Origin of the sequence: Bradyrhizobium sp. BRP23, assembly GCF_020194135.1 — a bacterium.
GTDB classification, from domain to species: domain Bacteria; phylum Pseudomonadota; class Alphaproteobacteria; order Rhizobiales; family Xanthobacteraceae; genus Bradyrhizobium; species Bradyrhizobium yuanmingense.
Genome location: NZ_JADYVW010000001.1, coordinates 43,729 through 59,903 on the forward strand (window position 1 = coordinate 43,729; position 16,175 = coordinate 59,903).

Here is a 16,175-nt window from a genome sequence, read left to right on the forward strand (position 1 = left end):
TGGCTCGACATGATCATCGAGTTTCGCTGTGAACGTGACTATGCGCGGCGCTGGATGGACCGCAGGACGCTGTCGGTCGACGGCCGGGACATGTCGGTGCAAGTTGCATGGACGGCAACGGCGGAGCCGCGGCCGGCAGGTCTCGATGCGCTGTTCGAGCTCGAACGCATCGTGTTGCACAAGGGCAAGCACAGCGCCGCCGACAGGCTGACGATCAGCTCCGAACCAGCACGGGTCAGCATCGGCACCGCCGACGTAATCGTCGATTTCACGAATGCCCCGCGCGATCCGGCGAGCCCGGCCCGGCTGTATCTGCGGCCGCTGTTCAACGGCGTCGCAGGCGAAAATGCCGCGCTCGCCGCCATCCTCGCCGGCGACCTGCCCGTGATCGAGATCGTCAACGAGATCGACGGTTCGGTCCTCGACCGCGGCCATCCGTCCGGTGAGATTGCTGCGGGCCTCAGTGGTGCGCTCGAAACGATCATGGCGCGGACCCTCACCATGCTGGCGGCGATCCTGTCGGGAAGGCCGCGCATCGTGCCGCACCTGCCGCGCCCCGCTTCAACTGTCCCGCACCGCGGACCCGTTGGCTACGTGGCGCGCGGCCTTGCCGTATCGATCGCCAAGGAGATCTATCGCCTCTGCTGCTATGCCCCGCATTGGCATATCGGATGGCGCTTCAACGACGGCCCGGGCGTCTGGCAGACCGGAGACCTGTCAGGTCCAAGCTGGAACGTTCTGGGAGATCCTGGAAACCACTTCTACGCCGATCCCTTTGCCGTCACGTGGCAGGGACGGACCTTCGCCTTCTTCGAGGATCTCGATCACCGTGTCGGAAAAGGTATCATTTCCGCGATCGCGTTCAACGACGCGGGGCCGATCGGCGAGGTGATGCCGGTGCTGGAGGAGCCCTGTCACCTCTCCTATCCGTTCCTGATCGAGGACGATGGCGAGCTGTGGATGATCCCGGAGAGCTCGACCCGCGGGGACGTCGCTCTCTACAAATGCACTCGGTTTCCGGACAAATGGGAGCGATACGCAACGCTCCTTTCCGGCCTCGAGCTGGCCGACGTCACGATCACGCGCCACAACGGCCTGTATTATCTGTTTGGCGCCTGGCGCGACGGAACGGGTGGCTATTCGGATTCGCTGGCAATCTATTACGCCGATCGGCTCTTGGGGCCTTGGCTTCCCCACGCCAGCAATCCCGTCTTGATCGACCGCGCCAGCACGCGGCCGGCAGGAAACTTCGTCACGCTCGATGACAAACTGTGGCGACCGGTCCAGGATTGCACCGACGGATACGGCGCAGCGCTTGCCCTGGCGGAAGTGGTCGAGCTGTCGCCGACGGTATTCAAGCAGGTCGTCCGCCACACTCTGAAACCCGGACCGGCATGGCCGGGCAGGAAGCTGCACACCTTGAATCGCTGCGGGCGGCTCGAGCTGATCGACGGATCGCGCGTCCAGCCCAAGACCAGTCTCTTTACGAGCGCAATTCCATCGGCCGTGTCACCTGCGCGAACCAATCCCTCCACCGCCGGCTAGCAGCCGCGCGTCTTCGCGCCCGAGTACGCGGCTAAGAACGCGTGCGATCGTTCCGGCCTGCGATGCGTTGCCGCGCCAAGCCACGATCTGGTCGGGACGTATCAGGGCGAGATCCGCCTCATAGAGATCGCGCAACGATCTGGGTAGCGTGACGAGCTTTACGTCGGCCCCGATCGCGCGAATGGTGTCAGCGAATGACGCATGGGCCGACATGACGTCCCCAAACTGAAGCAAGGTCCATTCGAATCCGAACTGGTCGTACAGCGACATGCCGTCCTCCAGCCACGCATGCGGTGGGCGGCCACCGGGAGAGGCGGTGGGAACGTAGACGTTGGCAGCATCCGGCGGCGGCTCGCTACCATCGGGGACGATGATTGGGGAGCCGTCGTAGCGTCCGCCGAAGGTGACGCCGGGGATGTTGAACTCGGCACGGACGTGCTGATTGAGATAGGCACCCGCGATTCGCCGCGCCTTGTGGCCGGCCTCCGTGGCATCCTCGATCTCCGGCGCCGGCGCGAAGAGGCCAAGCGAATCGGCGAAGCGGCGCGCATGATCGGTGTTGCGGAGCGCCACCGGACGCCGCTCGACCTCGTAACTATTGAGCAGTGCCGCCGGGCTCACGCCCTTGACGACGCTTGCGAGCTTCCAGCCGAGATTGACCGCATCCTCGATGGCGGTGTTGTAGCCGAGCCCGCCGGTCGGCGTGAACAGATGCGCCGCGTCGCCGCCGAGGAAGACCCTGCCCCGCTGCATCCCGCTTGCCACCAATGCGTGACCGGCGGTCCAGGTCAGGAAGGACAGAACTTCGCAATCCATCGGCGCACCGCAGGCGCGCTGGAACGCGGCTTTGGCCTGGTTGATCGTGATCGCAGTTTCGTCCTCGCCCGGTCGCAACTGGGTGTGGAATGCAAACTCATCACGACCGTTCACCGAGGCCATGAAGGCGCGGCGGTCGCCGTTGAAGCAATTGTACATCCACGCTTTCGCGTGGGGAACGCGCGCGTAGAAATCGGGCGAGCGGAGATAGACCGCCAGCATGCGGCCGCCCATGAAGTCGCGCTGCGTCCCGCTCTCGCCGCCATAGACGATCCCGAGCGATTGCCGGACCATCGAGCGCGGCCCGTCGGCCCCGACCAGGAAGTCGGCGCGGACCCGAAAGCGGCTGCCATCGTCGAGACATTCGATATTGCCGGCGATACCGTCATCACTTTCCGTGTAGCCGATCAGCCGGTGACTGTAGTTGAGCTGGATTCCGGGCAGCCGTTCGGCGTGGCGGCGTAGCACCGCCTCGACAAATTTCTGCGAGACCCGATGCGGCAGCTCCGCCGCGCTCCAGGAGCCTGACATGCCCTTCATCAGCTCACCCGCCCGCGACGCTGACGGCAGCGCGAACCGCGCCAGCTCGTATCCGGTATAGCGCGTGAAATATGCGACATCGGTCGGGTAGTCCGCGGGCAGACCTTCGCGCCTGATCTCGTCGGCAAAGCCCAGCCGCCGATAATGCTCCATCGAGCGCGCCTGCGTCGCATTGGCTTGCGGGTTGAAGGCCGTGCCCGGCTTTTCGTCGACCAGGATCGCGGACACGCCGCGGCGGCCGAGCTCGTTGGCCAGCATCAGCCCGCAAGGGCCCCCGCCAACGATGAGCACCGCGGCCGTCAGACGAATTTCCAAGATGCTTCTCCCTACCAACACCAACCTACATGGTAAGGACACCTGACTATTTCGTCAAGCTGCCTGACTAATCCGGGTCATCGAGCGTGTCGAATTCCGTGCCATACACCGCGAGCCCCTTCAGGATTGCATCCATCGTGGCCTTGCCGAGCTCGACCCGCATCTCCCGCTCGGCGATGTCGACGGCATCACGGAACGCATCGAGCCATTTGCGCCCCGTGGGCGTGAACACGACGATGCGCGCGCGCCGGTCGGTCGGATCGGCGATGCGATCGACGAGGCCGAGCGCGGCGCATTGGTCGACCAGCTCGCCCATCGCCTGCTTGCTCATGGAGGCGCGGCGGGCGAGCTCGGTGAGCCGCGTCCCCTCCACGTCGAGATTGCGCGTGAGGCTGACATGGGCGATGCGCGTCTCGTCGTGGCCCCGCTCGGTCATCAATTCGAGCACACGGCCTTCGAAGCGCCGCACCGCGTTATTGAGCAGGCGGCCGATATTGGCATGCCGCCACGCGGTGCCTGACGTCGTGGATTTCACCGGATCTGCTTTCCGAATCGACCGAACGAGATCGTGGAAAGCTAGCACAGGCATTGCTGCGTGCTACTGGTGAGCACGCGAGGTATCGGCGGCGGGCGGCGCGATCGAACCGCCACCCGCCATCTCTCGTGCTTCGAACGCCCCGATGCCTTACTGCGAGCGATCCGAGGTCCAGCCCTTGTACGCGGCAACGTTGTCCCTGGTCACCAGCTTGGACGGCAGCAGCTCGACGGTCGAAGCCGGCTTCTGGCCGTTGAGAATGCCGACGCCGACCTGCACGGCCCGCCGCGCCATGAAGAACGGATCCTGCGACGCGGACGCCTGAATCTGCGGCGACTGCGGATCTTTCAGCGCGGCCTCGATATCGGGCGCGCCGTCGACGGCGGTGATGATCATGCCGGTTCGGTTCTGCTGGCGTGCCGCAAGGTCGGTGCCGATCGCCTGCGGATCGTTGATGGCGAAGATGGCGTCGATCTTGGGGAAGCGGGTCAGATAGCCCTGCGCGACGGTGAGGCCGCCCTCGCGCGAGCCCTTGCCGTCCTGGTCGCTCGACAACACCTTGATGCCGGGATTCTTCGCGAACACGTTCTTGCAGCCGACCACACGGTCGATCACGGCGGAGACCTGCGGCCCGTTCTCGATGATGACGTCACCCTTGCCGCCCAATTTGTCGACGATGTACTGGCAGGAGATCTCGCCGGCCTGCACGTTGTTCGTGGTCACGGTGGCATCGGCGCCCTCGGCCGCGGTGTCGACCGCAACGACGACGATGCCTGCGGCTTGCGCCTTCTTGATGGCCGGCCCGATCGCCTTGGGATCGCCGGGATTGAGCAGGATCAGGTCGACGCCAGCGGCGATGAAATTGTCGATCTGGGTGACCTGCTTGCCGAGGTCGTATTCGAAGCCGACCGTCGTGATCTTCACGTTGGGATTGGTCTTCTTGGCCTCGAACTCGGCGCCCTTCGACAGCGCGACGAAGAACGGATTGCCCATCGATCCCAGCGAGACGCCGATCGACTTGAGCTCCTTGGCGAAGGATGGTGCGGTGGTGAGGGCAAGCGCCATGGCGGCGCCGGCGAGCATGATCGTCTTCAACATGGACTTCCTCCCTGGTCTGTCTTCGTCCCCGGCGCGGCAGACCAGTTGCCGCAACGGAATCTCGTCTCAAGCCATGCGCACCCGCTGCGCGCCAGACCTTTCACGTTCTCGCGGAGCCTTGCAGCCGGTAGCGGTCCAGCGCCACGGCACCGATGATCACCAGGCCCTTGATCACATATTGCCAGATGTCGGAGACACCGATCAGGATGAGCCCGTTCGAGAGCACGGCGATGATGAGCGCACCGACCAGCGTGCCCCAGATCGAGCCGATGCCGCCGACGAACGAGGTACCGCCGAGGATCACCGCGGTGATTGCATCGAGCTCGTAGGACTGGCCGAGCTGGAGTCCGTTGGCTGCGTAGAGCCGCGCCGCCTGCATGGCGCCGCCGAGCCCGGCGAAAAGTCCGGAGATGCCGTAGACGAAGATCAGGACGGCCCAGACCTTGATGCCGGCAAGCCGCGCTGCGCTCTCGTTTCCGCCCACGGCATAGATATGCACGCCGAGCACGGTCCGGCGCAGCACCAGCCAGGAGACGAGAATGACGAGCAAGGCGATTACCGAGAGCCATGGGATCGACGCGACTCCGGGAATGAGCGTCAACGAGCCGTTGCCGATGAAGGCATAGGGAATGGAGGGATTGAACACGGTGGTGTCAGCCCCGAGCAGCCGCGCCAGGCCGCGCACTGCGGTGAGCGAGCCGAGCGTGACGATGAAGGGCGGCAGGCGCAGCAGCGCAATCAGCGCGCCGTTGACGATGCCGAAGACGAGGCCGGTGAGCAGTGCGGCCGGCAGCCACAGCAAGCCGAGCTCCGGCATCTTGGAGAGCGTCAAACCCGCCATCGCGGAGGCCGCCAGGATCGAGCCGACCGACAGGTCGATGCCGCCGGTGAGGATGACGAAGGTCATGCCGGCGGCGAGCACGGTGTTCACCGCGGCCTGCTGCAATACGATGCCGAGATTTTGTCCGGTGAAGAAGCGGCCTTCCGACAGCACGTTGAAGCCGATGCAGAGGATCAGCAGCACCGGCAACATGCCGAGCGCGCTGATCAGCATCCTCATCCGCTGGCGTCTTGTCTCCGCGGCAGCGCCATTGGTCGTCGTCGATGCCGGCTTTGCTTCCGCAGCACCATTGTCAGGCATCGAGATGCTCCATCCCCGTGGCAAGCCCCATGATATCTTCCTGCGCCAGCGGCGAATTCGGACCGCGGCTGACCTCGCCGGCAATGTGCCCGGCACGCATCACGATGACGCGGTCGCAGATGCCGATGATCTCGGGCAGATCGGACGAGATGACGAGGATCGCGGTGCCGGCCTTGGCGAGATTGTCGATGATCGAATAGATTTCCGACTTGGCACCGACATCGACGCCGCGCGTCGGCTCGTCGAGAATGAGGACCTTCGGCGCGATGGCGAGCAGTCGCGACAGCAGCACCTTCTGCTGGTTGCCCCCTGACAGGCCGCCGGCGGGAACGCCGGGATTGGCGGCGCGGATGCTGAGGCCGGCAAAGGCGCGGTCGGCGCGCTCGCGTGCCTTGTCGCGGTCGAGAAACCAACCGAGCTTCGCGTCGCGGCCGAGCACGGCGAGGTTGATGTTGTCCAGGCACGACATGTCGAGAAACAGGCCGAGCGCCTTCCTGTCTTCGGTCAGATAGGCAATGCCGGCCTCGAGCGCCTCGCCCGGCGTGCGGATCTCGACCGGACGCCCCTCCAGCTCGAGCCGGCCGGAGGTTTTTGGCGACGCGCCGATGATGAGATGCGCAAGCTCGGTGCGACCGGCGCCGATCAGGCCGGCGAGGCCGACCACCTCACCCGCATGCACGGTGAGGGAGCAGCCCTTGACGCGCCCGCCATCGGCCATGTCGATCGCCGCGAGCACGGGATGCCCCCGCCCCGCCTCCGGATCATGGTCCTTCTTGTAGAACGAGGAGACGTCGCGACCGACCATCAAGCGCACGATGGTGTCGGCGCGGATCTCGGGCTTGTCGAGCGAGCCGACGAGGCGGCCGTCGCGCAGCACGGTGACGCGATCGCCGAGCGCATAGACCTCGTCCATGCGATGCGAGATGTAGATGATGGCAAGGCCCTCGGCGCGAAGCTGGCGGATCAACGCGAACAGCCGCTCACTTTCGGCGGCCGACAACGAGGTGGTCGGCTCGTCCATGATGAGGATTTTCGATCTGACGTGCAGCGCACGGGCGATCTCGACCAGCTGCCGCTGCCCCATGGACAGATGCGCCACCAGCGTCGAGGGCAGGAAGTCCGCGCCCAGGCGCTTCAGGATCGGGCCGACGCCCTCGCGCATTGTGCCGCGCGCCAGCAAGCCTGACCGCGATATCTCCCGTCCCAGATAGATGTTCTCGGCAACGCTGAGATTGGGAGCGAGCGACAGCTCCTGGTAGATGATGGAGATGCCCGCCGCGCGGCCGCCGAGCGGGCCTTCGATCCGCACCGCCCTGCCCTCGATGCGGATCTCGCCGCCCGGGTCGGGCCGGTAGGCGCCGGACAGGATCTTCATCAGCGTCGACTTGCCGGCGCCGTTCTCACCCATCAGGGCGTGAATTTCGCCGGGATAGACGGTGAGATCGACGGCCCGCAGCGCCTTGATGCCGAAGAAGGTCTTCGAGACCCCGCGCATCTCGAGGATCGGATCGTTCATCGTGCCTCCCGGCGCACAATGCGTTTCCCACCCGCGTCTCGTTTCTCGGCAACGCGGTTTGGTCATTAAACAAAAGCGGGTGACGCAGGGCAATACCGAAGGCGAATATACCGAAGTATGCAAACCAGATTGGGCCAGCTAGTGGCGCGGCCGATACAGGTCGCGCCAGGCGGGAAGCCGTTCAGCGTAGGCATCGACCAGTGCAGCGTCGGGCTCGAATGTTTCGATGCGCTGCGGCTGCATGCATACGTCACCGATTGCCTCACCCGTGACAGCAAGCCGCCCCAATCTCGCCGCACCGAACGCGGCGCCGGTTTCACCTCCGGCAAAGCGATGGATCGGAATGCTCAGCACGTTCGCCAGCACCGAGAGCCAGAAGGTAGAGCGTGAACCGCCGCCAATTACGTCGGCCTCCGCAATCCCGATGCCGGCATCCGCGAGCGCATCGCGGCAATCGGCAAGCGCGAAGGCAACGCCTTCGAGCACCGCCCGCACGATCGCCGCGCGATCGGTGCCATGGCTCAGGCCATCCAGCATGCCGCGCACAACGGGATCGTCGTGCGGCGTCCGCTCACCGGCGAGATAAGGCAGGAAGCTCACGGGCGACGGCGCCTGCGGTCGTGCTCCAAGCGGCGCCAGCAGCTCGGCCTCGGCGGCGCCGAACAGGCGCGCGAGCCAGGCAAGGCAGGAAGCGGCCGAGAGGATCGCGCCGGCCTGAATCCACATCCCTGGAATGGCGTGGCAGAACGTGTGCACGACACGGTCGGGATTGGCGGCGATCCGGTCGGTCGGGACCATGAGCGCACCCGAGGTTCCCAGCGACACGAAAGCGGCTCCCGGCCGGATCGCGCCGATGCCGATGGCGCCCGCGGGATTGTCGCCGGCCCCACCCGCGATCACCGGCTGCCTGATCATCCCCCAGCGCCGCGCGAGTTCGCTGCGCAGCGTGGTTGCGGGCGCGCATCCCTCGACCAGGCGCGGCATGTGCTCGCGCGACAAGCCGCTCGCTGCCAGCGCTGCGTCCGACCAGTCGCGGCGCGCGACGTCGAGCCACAGGGATCCCGAGGCATCCGAGACATCCTCGACGGCCTCGCCCGATAGCACCAGTCGCAGATAGGCCTTTGGCAGAAGAACGAGTTTCGTCGCCGCAAAGATCTCGGGCTCGTGCGCGGCGATCCAGAGCAGTTTTGGCGCGGTGAAGCCCGGCATCGCCTTGTTGCCCGTCACCTCGCGCAAGGCGGGCCAGCGTTGCTCCAGGACACGGCACTCAGTCGCAGAGCGTCCGTCGTTCCAGAGGATGCAGGGCCGCAGCGGCCTAGAGCTCGCATCGAGCAGCGTGGCGCCATGCATCTGGCCGGACAGCCCGATGCCTGCGACCGCCGCCAACGCATCGGCATGCGACGCCTTGAGGGCATCCAGCGTGGCGAAGGTCGCATCGATCCACTGCGCCGGATCCTGCTCGGAATAGCCCGGTTGCGGCGAGACGGTCGCGAGCGACCGGCTCTCGCTTGCGATCACGCGCTGGGCATCGTCGACGAGAACCGTCTTGACCGCCGACGTGCCGAGATCGATGCCGAGATACATGCTGCTTCCGCTCACTTCGCCGCGTCGATCCAGATCCCCGGCTCTGAATGCTCCCGGATGTAGCTGACGAGGAAGTCGGAGAACACCCTGATCTTGGCGGGCAGCCTGACTCGGTTCTGATAGGCGATGTTCATGGTGAGCAACGGCAGCTGCCAATCACTCAGGACAGGCACCAGCCGGCCAGCCGCGATATCGCCCTGCACGATATAGAGCGGCTGGATCAGGATGCCGAGCCCCGCGCGCGCCGCACCACAGATGATCTGGCCGTCGTTGCTGTCGAGCGTCGGCGCGATCCGGATCGTCTGCGTCGTGCTGCCCTGGCTCAGCCGCAGCGAATAGGGATCATTGGCGAGGTTGTAGATCAGCATGTTGTGGCGGGCGAGATCGGCGGGATGCTCGGGCCGGCCGTGCTTCTCCAGATAGGACGGAGCGGCCGCGAGCACGCGGTGCATCTGACCGATGCGGCGGACGACGATGTTTGAATCCGGCTCGTGCTCGCGGGTGCGGATCGCAACGTCAATGCCGGCTTCGATGAAGTCGAGGTAGCGGTTCGCGCTGATGATCTGCACGCTGAGATCGGGATAGAGCGCGCGGAAGGCGGGCAGCATCGGCGCGAGGTAGATCATCGCAAAGGACAGCGAGCTCGTCACGCGCAGCATGCCCTTCGGCGACAGCGCGCGGTCGGAGACGGCGTCCTCGGCTTCGGCGAGCTCGTTCAGAAGCGTGCTGCACCGCTGCAGCAGTTCCTGTCCCGCTTCGGTCAGCCATTGCCGGCGCGTGTTGCGCTCGATCAGCCGGACCGCAAGCCGCTCCTCCAGCGCGCTGAGATGGCGGCTCGCAGCGGCGTTCGACATCCGCAGGATTTCGGCGGCCTTGGAAAGGCTGCCGAGCTCAGCGGTTTTGGAGAAGACCTCGAGTTGAAGCAGCCGGTCCATTTTTGCATAAACAGGAAAAGAGACTTACAAATTTTGACCTTTATTTCCGTTTTCTGCAAGGCAAAATGGCGCCAACAAAGCACCATTGCAGGCGAGGAAATCAGGAAATGTCGGGCCCGATCAGGCACATCGTGATGTGGCGACTGCGCGGGGAGACGCCCGCGGAGCGCTCCGCCGCCCGGCTCAAGGTCAAGACCCTGTTCGAGGGCCTCAAAGGCCGGATCGACGGCCTCACGCATATCGAAGTCGGCATGGACGTCAGCGCGGTCGATTACGCCTGCGACGTGGTGCTGTTCTCCGAATTCACCGACCAGGCGGCGCTCGCCGCCTATGCCAACCACCCGGAGCATCTGCGCGTGCGCGAGGCGCTGGGCGACTTGCGGATCGGGCGCTTCCAGGTCGATTATCCCATCAAAGAGACCGGCGCATGATCGGTTCGTTCACCTTCGAAAACCTGCCCTGCCGCGTCGTGTTCGGCAGCGGCACGCTTGCCTCAGCCAAGGCCGAGGTCGAGCGGCTCGGCGGCAAGCGTGCGCTGGTGCTGACGACGCCGCAGCAGGAGGCACAAGGCAAGAGCTTGGGAGCCGCGCTCGGCCCGCTCTATGCCGGCATCTTTTCCGGCGCCACCATGCACACGCCGGTCGAGGTCACGGAACGCGCGCTCGCGGCAATGAAGGCATGCGAAGCCGATTGCGTCGTTTCGCTCGGCGGCGGCTCGACCACCGGGCTCGGCAAGGCTTTGGCCTTGCGCACCGGTGTAAACCAGCTCTGCATTCCCACCACCTATGCCGGATCGGAGATGACGCCGATCGTCGGCCAGACCGAGAACGGGCTGAAGACCACGGTGCGCGATGCAGCCGTGCTGCCGGAGACCGTGATCTACGACGTCGACCTGACGCTGACGCTGCCGGCGAGCCTCGCCGCAACCTCCGGCATCAACGCGATCGCCCATGCCGTCGAGGCGCTTTACGCGCGCGACGCCAACCCTGTCACCTCGCTGATGGCCGAAGAAGGCATCCGCGCGCTGGCGCGCGCCCTGCCCGCCATTGTCGCCAGGAACGACGATCGGGAGGCCCGCACTGAGGCGCTCTATGGCGCCTGGCTGTGCGGTGTCTGCCTCGGCACTGTCGGCATGGCGCTGCATCACAAGCTCTGTCACACGCTCGGCGGCACTTTCGACCTGCCGCACGCCGAAACGCACACCATCGTGCTGCCGCATGCGCTGGCCTACAACGCGCCGGCCGTGCCCGACGCGATGGTGCGGATCGCGCGCGCGATCGGGGCAGCCGATGCAGCTCGGGGGCTTTTCGAACTTGCGAAGCGGCTGGGTGCGAAGGTCGCGCTACGCGATGTCGGCATGCCCGAGGGCGGCATCGACAAGGCGGCTGACCTCGCAGTCACGAATGCCTACTGGAATCCGCGCCCGCTCGAGCGTGGCGCCATTCGCGAGTTGATCGCGCGCGCCTGGACCGGCGAGCCACCCGGCGCCATCAAAGCGGCAGCTTGAAGCGATGCGGCGCACCCTGATCAGATCCGCCACCGTCATCAGCATGGATGACGCGATCGGCGATCTCTCGACCGGCGATGTGCTGGTCGAGGGCAGCCGGATCGCCGAGGTGCGCCCGTCGATCGACGCTGCGGCCGACACGGCGGTCGTCGACGGCACGGGCCGCATCGTCATTCCCGGCCTGATCAACGCACATATGCACACTTGGCAGACCGGCTTGCGCGGCTTTGCCGCGAACTGGACGCTGCTGGAATATTTCCGCCGCATGCATGCGGGCCTCGCCACCGTGTTCCGGCCCGACGATATCTACATCGCAACCCTCGTCGGCGCGCTGAACCAGATCAATCACGGCGTCACCACGCTGGTCGATTGGTGCCACAACAACCCGACGTCGGACCATACCGACGCCGCCTTGCGCGGCCTGATCGAAAGCGGCATCCGCGCCGCGTTCTTCCACGGCTCGCCCAAGCCCGAGCCGAAGCCGGGCGAGCCGCATTTCTCGGAAGTGCCGCATCCGCGCCGCGAGGTCGAGCGGCTGCTGGCGGGCCCCCTCGCCGACCGCGACGGCCTCGTCACGCTCGGGCTCGCCATTCTCGGCCCGCATTACTCGACGCTCGACGTCGCCATGCACGATTTCCGCCTGGCGCGGGAGCTGAACCTGATCGCCTCGATGCATCAGGGCGGCGGTCCGGCCAAGACGCAAGGCGGCTGGGAGAAGCTGCTCGAGGCCGGCCTCGTCGGCCCCGGCATCAACATCGTCCACGGCAACGATCTGCCCGATGATCTGCTCGATCGTCTCGTCGATCTCGGCGTATCGTTCTCGGTGACGCCCGAGAACGAGATGATCCAGGGCCATGGCTTTCCGATCACCGGCCGCCTCCTGAAGCGCGGCGTGCGGCCGACCATCGGCATCGACCTGGAGTCCGTGCTGGCCGGCGATCTCCTCTCCGCCGCGCGCGTTGCGCTGTCGATGCAGCGGGCACTGGACAATGTGGAATCGCGCAAAGCAAGTGGCGCCATTCCGGCGACGACCACGATTCCCGTGCGCGAAGCGCTGCGCTGGATCACGACGGAAGGCGCCCGCATGCTCGGCCGCGAGCACCAGATCGGCTCGCTGACGCCGGGCAAGCTCGCCGACCTCGTCATCATCAACGCCTCCGACCTCAATCTCCATCCAGTGCATGATCCCGTCGCAACCGTCGTGATGCAGACAAGCCTCGCCAACATCGAGGCCGTCATGATCGGCGGTGCCTGGAAGAAGCAGAACGGGCGGCTATTGGTCGAGGGACTCGAGACGAAGAAGGAGCTGCTGGCGCAATCCGGCCGGCGGCTGGTGCAGGATATTGAACGACAGGGACGCGCCGCCTGAGGCGCCAATGGACAAGAACAATGACTGACGCTCTGAAAACAGTTGGTTTCATCGGGATCGGCAAGATGGGCCTGCCGATGTCGGTGCTCGTCGCCAAGGCGGGCTTTGCCGTTACCGCGTTCGACCAGAGCGCGGCGCGCATCGACGAGGCACGCGCGCAGGGCATTGCGATTGCCGCTTCGCCGGCCGAGGCCGTGCGCGGCAAGGCCGCCGTGATCACGTCCCTGCCCGACGACGCCGCTTTGCGCGGCGCATTGCTCGGCTCCGCCGGCCTGATCGCCGCGATGGCGCCCGGTGCCGTCTTGATCGAAACCAGCACCGTGAGTGTCGAAGCCTCGGCTGAGGTTGCAGCCGCCGCGCAGGCGCGTGGCATTGCCTATCTGCGCGCGCCGGTTTCCGGCAATGCCAGCATCGTGCACACGGGGGCGCTGACCTGCTTCGTCTCGGGGCCGAAGGACGCCTTCGAGAGCGCAAAGCCGCTGTTCACCGCATTCACCCGCGCCCAAACCTATCTCGGCCCGGCCGAGGAAGCGCGCTACGCAAAACTCTCGGTCAACCTGATGATCGCGGTGTCTGCGGCGATGATGGCCGAGAGCCTGGCGCTGGCGCGCAAGGGCGGCATCGCCTGGCAGGACATCCTAAAAGTGCTCGACGACAGCGCGGTCGCCTCTCCCATGGTGAAGTACAAGACCGCGCCGCTACGGACTCGCGACTTCGAGTCCACCTTCTCCTGCAGGCAGATGGCCAAGGATCTCGACCTGATCCTGGGCGCCGGCCATGCCGTCGGCGTGCCGCTGCAGCTCGCCGCGCAAGTGCGCGAGACCTATGGCGCGCTGGTCGCGCAGGGCGACGGCGATACCGACTTCATCGCGACCGTCAAGCATCTCGAACGGCTGTCCGGCCTCGGCGAACCAAAACCCTGATCGCGGAGATACACATGCGTAACTTCAACGAAAATACGATCACGGATGCGGTGCTGGAGCGGATCGCGGGCGCGACCGACCCGCGCATCAAGCAGGTGAGCGAAGCGCTGGTGCGGCACTTGCACGCCTTCGTCCGCGAGGTGCGGCCCACCCAGAACGAATGGGAGTTCGGCATCGATTTCCTGACCCGCACCGGGCACATGTGCAACGACAAGCGCCAAGAATTCATCTTGCTCTCGGACACGCTTGGCGTCTCCATGCTGGTCGATGCCATCAACCATCCGGTGCCCGAAGGCGCGACCGAGACCACGGTGCTCGGCCCCTTCTTCGTCCAGGCTGCGCCCGAGAAGGACAGCGGCGCTGACATCTCCGGGCCGATGGATGGCGATCCGATGCTGGTCACCGGCTCGGTCTCGGCCGTGGACGGAAAGCCGCTCGCCGGCGCCATCGTCGACGTCTGGCACTCCGACCACGACGGTTATTACGACGTGCAGCAGCTCGACAAGATCGGCGATCTCGCGATGCGCGCCCGCTTCCATACCGACACCAACGGCCGCTTCCATTTCTGGTCGATCAAGCCGGCCGCCTACCCGATTCCGCATGATGGACCGGTCGGCGAGATGCTGGAGGTGCAGGGACGCCATCCCTGGCGCCCGGCGCACGTGCACTTCATGATCTCAGCGCCCGGTTTCGAGCAGCTGGTGACGCACGTGTTCGTTGCCGGCGACCAATATCTCGACAGCGACGTGGTGTTCGGCGTCAAGGACAGCCTGATCCGCGAATTCGTCCGTCATCCCGCCGGCCGTGCGCCGGATGGTCGCATGGTGGAGCGCGATTATTTTCATCTCAACTATGATTTCGGCCTGAAGCAGGTCGCAAGCAACGCAAGAGCCGCTTAAGCTCAACAACGGACCAACAAGAGTCCGTAAAACAGGGACGGGAGCTGAGGATGGGACCGCGGATCAGCACGGGCGTTTTGGCCGAGCGCCTCACCGGCATGATCGGTCCGCGCGCGAGCGTTGCGCGCGGCGTCCTCGATCAGCACGGGCAGAGCGAGTCGCACTATCAGAGCCTGCCGCCCGACATCGTGGTCTTCCCCGAGACCACGCAGGAGGTCGCCGAAATCGTCAAGCTCTGCGCCGGCGTCGGCATGCCGATCGTCCCGTTCGGCGCCGGCACCTCGCTCGAAGGCAATGCGGCCGCGGTCGCGGGGGGCGTCTGCTTCGACTTCGCGCGGATGAACAAGGTACTGATGTTGCACGACAGCGACATGGACGTCGTGGTGCAGCCCGGCATCACGCGCAAGCAGCTGAATGCGGAGCTGCGCAACACCGGCCTGTTCTTCCCGATCGATCCCGGCGCCGACGCCTCGATCGGCGGCATGACTTCGACGCGCGCCTCGGGCACGATGGCGGTGCGCTACGGCACCATGAAGGACAATGTCATGGCGCTGGAGGTGGTGTTGGCCGACGGCCGCGTGATCCGTACCGCCCGGCGCGCGCGGAAATCGGCGGCCGGCTACGACCTCACGCGCATGTTCGTCGGTGCGGAAGGCACCCTCGGCGTCATCACCGAGATCACGCTGAAGGTACACCCGGTGCCGCAGGCGATCTCGGCGGCAGTCTGCAGCTTCGACACCCTGCACGATGCGGTGGACACCGCGATCTCCGTGATCCAGTCCGCGATCCCCGTGGCCCGCATCGAGCTGCTCGACGATGTCATGATGCGCGGCATCAATGCCTACGCAAAGCTCGGCTATCGCGAGGCTCCCACCCTGTTCTTCGAATTCCATGGCTCAGAGACTTCCGTCGCCGAGCAGGCCGAAGCCGCGCAGGCGATCGCGGCCGAGCATGGCGGCCATGGCTTTGCCTGGGCTAAGGCGCAGGAAGACCGCAGCCGGCTCTGGCATGCCCGCGACAACACCCTGTACGCCGGCCTTGGCTTGCGGCCCGGCGCGCGCGCTGTGATCACCGACGTCTGCGTGCCGATCTCGCGTCTGGCGGAATGCCTGATCGAGACGCGGCGCGATGCTGACGAGCACGGCTTCACCGCGCCGATCGTCGGCCATGTCGGCGACGGCAATTTCCACATGCTGATCCTGATCGACCCGACACGACCGGAGGCGGTCGAGGGCGCCAAGGCGCTGCAGGCCCGCATGGTCGCGCGTGCCATCGCCATGGACGGCACCTGCACCGGCGAGCACGGCATCGGGCTCGGCAAGATCGACTATCTCACCGACGAGCTCGGCGAGGCCGTGGACGTGATGCGATCGATCAAGGCGGCGCTCGATCCCGACGGATTGATGAACCCCGGAAAGATCTTTTCTGGCAGAGCCACAACATGAGCAACAA

The 16,175-nt window shown here is 65.7% G+C and carries 14 protein-coding genes; 7 read left to right on the top strand and 7 right to left on the bottom strand.

All coding sequences use genetic code 11. The features are described from left to right. Nucleotides 1–9: 9 nt before the first annotated feature. Nucleotides 10–1,545, top strand: coding sequence for a hypothetical protein (locus I6F24_RS00225; RefSeq protein WP_225149769.1), 1,536 nt, complete (start codon nucleotides 10–12; stop codon nucleotides 1,543–1,545). Here the strand turns inward: I6F24_RS00225 and I6F24_RS00230 are convergent. From I6F24_RS00230 to I6F24_RS00260, 7 genes are all read right to left on the bottom strand, one after another. Continuing rightward, nucleotides 1,510–3,216 (bottom strand): FAD-dependent oxidoreductase, encoded by a 1,707-nt coding sequence (locus I6F24_RS00230; RefSeq protein ID WP_225149770.1) that lies wholly within the window; start codon nucleotides 3,214–3,216, stop codon nucleotides 1,510–1,512. The two genes, I6F24_RS00225 and I6F24_RS00230, sit on opposite strands and share 36 nt — an antisense overlap. Nucleotides 3,217–3,283: 67 nt before the next feature. Then, entirely contained in the window at nucleotides 3,284–3,751 is a 468-nt protein-coding gene (locus I6F24_RS00235; RefSeq protein ID WP_036005156.1) for a MarR family transcriptional regulator, read from the bottom strand. A 150-nt stretch (nucleotides 3,752–3,901) separates the two neighbouring features. Further along, a complete protein-coding gene (locus I6F24_RS00240) occupies nucleotides 3,902–4,849 on the bottom strand; it encodes an ABC transporter substrate-binding protein (RefSeq protein ID WP_036023609.1) in 948 nt (315 codons plus the stop codon). Nucleotides 4,850–4,949: 100 nt separating this feature from the next. Beyond that, entirely contained in the window at nucleotides 4,950–5,990 is a 1,041-nt protein-coding gene (locus tag I6F24_RS00245) for a ribose ABC transporter permease (RefSeq protein ID WP_036005162.1), read from the bottom strand. Continuing rightward, complete coding sequence (locus tag I6F24_RS00250) at nucleotides 5,983–7,506, bottom strand: sugar ABC transporter ATP-binding protein (protein WP_225141424.1); 1,524 nt, start codon at nucleotides 7,504–7,506, stop codon at nucleotides 5,983–5,985. Before I6F24_RS00250 ends, I6F24_RS00245 begins: the two co-directional genes overlap by 8 nt. A gap of 138 nt (nucleotides 7,507–7,644) precedes the next feature. Next, nucleotides 7,645–9,090, bottom strand: a complete 1,446-nt coding sequence (xylB, locus tag I6F24_RS00255) for a xylulokinase (protein WP_109144263.1) — start codon at nucleotides 9,088–9,090, stop codon at nucleotides 7,645–7,647. A gap of 11 nt (nucleotides 9,091–9,101) precedes the next feature. Beyond that, entirely contained in the window at nucleotides 9,102–10,025 is a 924-nt protein-coding gene (locus I6F24_RS00260; RefSeq protein WP_036005170.1) for a LysR family transcriptional regulator, read from the bottom strand. A gap of 107 nt (nucleotides 10,026–10,132) precedes the next feature. Between I6F24_RS00260 and I6F24_RS00265 the strand changes: the two genes are divergently transcribed. The 6 genes from I6F24_RS00265 to I6F24_RS00290 are packed head-to-tail and all read left to right on the top strand — an operon-like array spanning nucleotide 10,133 to nucleotide 16,168. Further along, nucleotides 10,133–10,456 carry a Dabb family protein gene (locus tag I6F24_RS00265; protein WP_036034831.1) on the top strand — a complete coding sequence of 108 codons (324 nt, stop codon included), beginning with the start codon at nucleotides 10,133–10,135 and terminating at the stop codon, nucleotides 10,454–10,456. Further along, on the top strand, nucleotides 10,453–11,532 hold the full coding sequence (locus I6F24_RS00270) for a maleylacetate reductase (protein ID WP_036034833.1): 1,080 nt from the start codon (nucleotides 10,453–10,455) through the stop codon (nucleotides 11,530–11,532). The genes I6F24_RS00265 and I6F24_RS00270 overlap by 4 nt, the downstream gene beginning before the upstream one ends. A gap of 4 nt (nucleotides 11,533–11,536) precedes the next feature. Further along, nucleotides 11,537–12,901 (top strand): amidohydrolase family protein, encoded by a 1,365-nt coding sequence (locus I6F24_RS00275; RefSeq protein WP_225149771.1) that lies wholly within the window; start codon nucleotides 11,537–11,539, stop codon nucleotides 12,899–12,901. A 20-nt stretch (nucleotides 12,902–12,921) separates the two neighbouring features. After that, complete coding sequence (locus I6F24_RS00280; RefSeq protein ID WP_036023599.1) at nucleotides 12,922–13,824, top strand: NAD(P)-dependent oxidoreductase; 903 nt, start codon at nucleotides 12,922–12,924, stop codon at nucleotides 13,822–13,824. A 14-nt stretch (nucleotides 13,825–13,838) separates the two neighbouring features. Further along, entirely contained in the window at nucleotides 13,839–14,723 is an 885-nt protein-coding gene (locus I6F24_RS00285) for an intradiol ring-cleavage dioxygenase (protein WP_036023598.1), read from the top strand. A 50-nt stretch (nucleotides 14,724–14,773) separates the two neighbouring features. Beyond that, nucleotides 14,774–16,168: an FAD-linked oxidase C-terminal domain-containing protein gene (locus I6F24_RS00290; RefSeq protein WP_036023595.1), complete on the top strand. Its 1,395-nt coding sequence runs from the start codon at nucleotides 14,774–14,776 to the stop codon at nucleotides 16,166–16,168. Nucleotides 16,169–16,175 lie beyond the last annotated feature (7 nt).

Bases quoted from the DNA above. Each gene is read 5' to 3' on its own strand.
- I6F24_RS00225 (WP_225149769.1), top strand. From the start codon at position 10: ATGATCATCGAGTTTCGCTGTGAACGTGACTATGCGCGGCGCTGGATG.
- I6F24_RS00240 (WP_036023609.1), bottom strand. From the start codon at position 4,849: ATGTTGAAGACGATCATGCTCGCCGGCGCCGCCATGGCGCTTGCCCTC.
- I6F24_RS00245 (WP_036005162.1), bottom strand. From the start codon at position 5,990: ATGCCTGACAATGGTGCTGCGGAAGCAAAGCCGGCATCGACGACGACC.
- I6F24_RS00250 (WP_225141424.1), bottom strand. From the start codon at position 7,506: ATGAACGATCCGATCCTCGAGATGCGCGGGGTCTCGAAGACCTTCTTC.
- xylB (WP_109144263.1), bottom strand. From the start codon at position 9,090: ATGTATCTCGGCATCGATCTCGGCACGTCGGCGGTCAAGACGGTTCTC.
- I6F24_RS00260 (WP_036005170.1), bottom strand. From the start codon at position 10,025: ATGGACCGGCTGCTTCAACTCGAGGTCTTCTCCAAAACCGCTGAGCTC.
- I6F24_RS00265 (WP_036034831.1), top strand. From the start codon at position 10,133: ATGTCGGGCCCGATCAGGCACATCGTGATGTGGCGACTGCGCGGGGAG.
- I6F24_RS00270 (WP_036034833.1), top strand. From the start codon at position 10,453: ATGATCGGTTCGTTCACCTTCGAAAACCTGCCCTGCCGCGTCGTGTTC.
- I6F24_RS00275 (WP_225149771.1), top strand. From the start codon at position 11,537: ATGCGGCGCACCCTGATCAGATCCGCCACCGTCATCAGCATGGATGAC.
- I6F24_RS00280 (WP_036023599.1), top strand. From the start codon at position 12,922: ATGACTGACGCTCTGAAAACAGTTGGTTTCATCGGGATCGGCAAGATG.
- I6F24_RS00285 (WP_036023598.1), top strand. From the start codon at position 13,839: ATGCGTAACTTCAACGAAAATACGATCACGGATGCGGTGCTGGAGCGG.
- I6F24_RS00290 (WP_036023595.1), top strand. From the start codon at position 14,774: ATGGGACCGCGGATCAGCACGGGCGTTTTGGCCGAGCGCCTCACCGGC.